This is a genomic window from Pseudomonas sp. NPDC087803 (genome assembly GCF_044742995.1).
Classification (GTDB): domain Bacteria; phylum Pseudomonadota; class Gammaproteobacteria; order Pseudomonadales; family Pseudomonadaceae; genus Aquipseudomonas.
In genome coordinates this window covers 1-3,332 of the sequence record NZ_JBIUVO010000121.1, presented here as the reverse complement: position 1 = coordinate 3,332, position 3,332 = coordinate 1, and the positions used below count along the sequence as shown (strand labels likewise).

The window sequence follows — 3,332 nt, the reverse complement described above, 5'->3', positions numbered from 1 at the left end:
CACAGATAATGGCTATCGAGATCAAAGCCCCCTCTTTCCCGGAATCGGTTGCCGATGGCACCGTTGCCACCTGGCACAAAAAACCGGGCGACGCCGTCAAGCGTGACGAACTGATCGTCGACATCGAAACCGACAAAGTCGTACTGGAAGTGCTGGCTACTGCCGACGGCGTGCTGGGCGCAATCGTCAAGAACGAAGGCGACACCGTTCTGTCCGACGAAGTCCTCGGCTCCATCACTGAAGGTGGCGCTGCTGCCGCTGCTCCAGCCGCCGCTGCTGCTCCGGCCGCTGCTGCCGCTGCCCCGGCTGCTGCCGAAGGCGAAGACGATCCTGTTGCTGCTCCGGCTGCGCGCAAGCTGGCTGAAGAGAACGGCATCAACATCGCTTCCGTTGCCGGCACCGGCAAAGGCGGTCGTGTGACCAAGGAAGACGTTGTCGCTGCTGTTGCCGCGAAGAAAGCCGCTCCGGCTGCCGCACCTGCCAAGGCTGCTGCTCCGGCTGCCGCTGCGCCGGTATTCGCTGCCGGTGATCGCGTTGAAAAACGCGTGCCGATGACCCGTCTGCGTGCCAAGGTTGCCGAGCGTCTGGTTGAAGCCCAGTCGAACATGGCGATGCTGACCACGTTCAACGAAGTCGACATGACTGAAGTCATGGCCCTGCGTTCGAAGTACAAGGACCTGTTCGAGAAGTCCCACAACGGCGTACGCCTGGGCTTCATGTCGTTCTTCGTCAAGGCTGCCACCGAAGCGCTGAAACGCTTCCCGGCGGTCAACGCTTCGATCGACGGCGCGGACATCGTTTACCACGGCTACGCCGACATCGGTGTTGCGGTTTCCAGCGACCGTGGCCTGGTCGTACCGGTTCTGCGTAACGCCGAGCTGATGAGCCTGGCTGAAATCGAAGGCGGCATCGCCACGTTCGGCAAGAAAGCCCGTGACGGCAAACTGTCGATGGAAGAGATGACCGGCGGTACCTTCACCATCACCAACGGTGGTACCTTCGGTTCGATGATGTCGACCCCGATCGTCAACCCGCCGCAGGCAGCGATTCTGGGCATGCACAACATCATTCAGCGTCCTATGGCCATCAACGGTCAGGTCGTGATCCGTCCGATGATGTACCTGGCACTGTCCTACGATCACCGTCTGATCGATGGCAAAGAAGCTGTAACCTTCCTGGTGACCATCAAGAACCTGCTGGAAGATCCGGCTCGTCTGTTGCTGGATATCTGATAGAAGCAGCTGCGAGCTTCAAGTTTCAAGCTGCAAGAAAAGGCAGCCTGGCTTGAAGCGCGCGGCTTGAAGCTTTTCGCTAAAGAGGATTTTTTGAATGTCGCAGAAATTTGACGTAGTAGTGATCGGTGCCGGCCCTGGCGGCTATGTAGCTGCCATCAAGGCCGCGCAGCTGGGTCTCACCACTGCCTGCATCGAGAAGTACACCGACGCTGAAGGCAAACAGGCCCTCGGCGGTACTTGCCTGAACGTCGGCTGCATTCCGTCCAAGGCGCTGCTGGACAGCTCCTGGAAGTACAAGGAAGCCAAAGAGAGCTTCAATGTTCACGGTATCTCGACCGGCGAAGTCAAAATGGACGTCGCTGCGATGGTTGGCCGCAAGGCTGGCATCGTCAAGAACCTGACCGGCGGCGTTGCTACCCTGTTCAAGGCCAACGGCGTTACTTCGATCCAGGGCCACGGCAAGCTGCTGGCTGGCAAGAAAGTCGAAGTCACCAAGCCGGACGGCTCGGTTGAAGTCATCGAAGCCGAAAACGTCATCCTGGCGCCAGGTTCGCGTCCGATCGACATTCCACCGGCTCCGGTCGATCAGAAAGTCATCGTCGATTCGACTGGCGCTCTGGAATTCCAGTCCGTACCTAAACGTCTGGGCGTGATCGGCGCTGGCGTGATCGGTCTGGAACTGGGTTCGGTGTGGTCGCGTCTGGGTTCCGAAGTGGTTGTCCTGGAAGCCCTGGACACCTTCCTGATGGCAGCGGACACCGCAGTTTCCAAGGAAGCGCTGAAAACCCTGACCAAACAGGGTCTGGACATCAAGCTGGGCGCTCGCGTCACCGGTTCGAAAGTGAACGGCGAAGAAGTCGTTGTTAACTACACCGATGCCAACGGCGAACAGACCATCACTTTCGACAAGCTGATCGTAGCCGTTGGTCGCCGTCCGGTGACCACTGATCTGCTGGCTGCCGACAGCGGCGTGACCCTGGACGAGCGCGGTTTCGTGCACGTTGACGATCACTGCGCCACCACCGTACCGGGCGTTTACGCCATCGGTGACGTGGTGCGCGGCATGATGCTGGCGCACAAGGCCTCGGAAGAGGGCATCATGGTTGTCGAGCGCATCAAGGGCCACAAAGCCCAGATGAACTATGACCTGATCCCTTCGGTTATTTATACTCACCCGGAAATCGCGTGGGTTGGCAAAACCGAGCAGGCCTTGAAAGCCGAAGGCGTTGAAGTTAACGTCGGCACCTTCCCGTTCGCCGCTTCTGGCCGTGCCATGGCCGCCAACGATACCGGTGGTTTCGTCAAGGTCATCGCTGATGCCAAGACTGACCGCGTATTGGGCGTGCACGTGATTGGCCCGAGCGCTGCAGAACTGGTTCAGCAAGGCGCGATCGGTATGGAATTCGGCACCAGCGCTGAAGACCTGGGCATGATGGTTTTCTCCCATCCGACCCTGTCTGAAGCCTTGCACGAAGCTGCTCTGGCGGTGAATGGCGGCGCCATCCACATTGCCAACCGCAAGAAGCGTTAACAGACAATAAGAAACCACGGCGGTAACGGCCCGTCGTGAGCCTTGCGAGCAAGTCTCACCGCGGAATGTCCGCTGGACGCAGTCTTGCGTAGCTCAGCTACGCAAGCAGCAGTCACAGGTGGCGCGGCACTCATCAAGAGCGCAGCGCCGAATGCGCAGTACCTAACGAAGACGGTAAAAAGCATGAATCTTCACGAGTATCAGGGTAAGCAGCTGTTCGCTGAATACGGCCTGCATGTTTCCACTGGTTACGCAGTAGACACCCCGGAAGCAGCAGCAGAAGCTTGCGACAAAATCGGCGGCAGCGAGTGGGTTGTCAAAGCCCAGGTCCACGCCGGTGGTCGCGGAAAGCGGGCGGCGTCAAGCTGGTTCGCAACAAAGAAGACGCCAAGGCCTTCGCACAGCAGTGGCTGGGCAAGCGTCTGGTGACTTACCAGACTGACGCCAATGGTCAGCCAGTCACCAAGATCCTGGTTGAATCGTGCACTGATATCGCTAAAGAGCTGTAGCTGGGCGCTGTCGTTGTCCGTTCGAGGCGTCGCATCGTGTTGATGGCTTCCACCGAT

General features: G+C 59.0%; 2 protein-coding genes and 1 pseudogene. All 3 read left to right on the top strand.

Annotated elements, in window-relative coordinates; translation table 11 throughout:
* The first annotated feature begins 8 nt into the window (after positions 1 to 8).
* Positions 9 to 1,232 carry a 2-oxoglutarate dehydrogenase complex dihydrolipoyllysine-residue succinyltransferase gene (gene odhB, locus ACIOUG_RS26580; RefSeq protein WP_401070087.1) on the top strand — a complete coding sequence of 408 codons (1,224 nt, stop codon included), beginning with the start codon at positions 9 to 11 and terminating at the stop codon, positions 1,230 to 1,232.
* A gap of 97 nt (positions 1,233 to 1,329) precedes the next feature.
* Positions 1,330 to 2,766 (top strand): dihydrolipoyl dehydrogenase, encoded by a 1,437-nt coding sequence (gene lpdA, locus ACIOUG_RS26575; protein ID WP_115077039.1) that lies wholly within the window; start codon positions 1,330 to 1,332, stop codon positions 2,764 to 2,766.
* 183 nt (positions 2,767 to 2,949) lie between these two features.
* Positions 2,950 to 3,272, top strand: a pseudogene (locus ACIOUG_RS26570) (ATP-grasp domain-containing protein); the annotation flags it as partial.
* Positions 3,273 to 3,332: the final 60 nt, after the last annotated feature.

Bases quoted from the DNA above. Each gene is read 5' to 3' on its own strand.
- odhB (WP_401070087.1), top strand. From the start codon at position 9: ATGGCTATCGAGATCAAAGCCCCCTCTTTCCCGGAATCGGTTGCCGAT.
- lpdA (WP_115077039.1), top strand. From the start codon at position 1,330: ATGTCGCAGAAATTTGACGTAGTAGTGATCGGTGCCGGCCCTGGCGGC.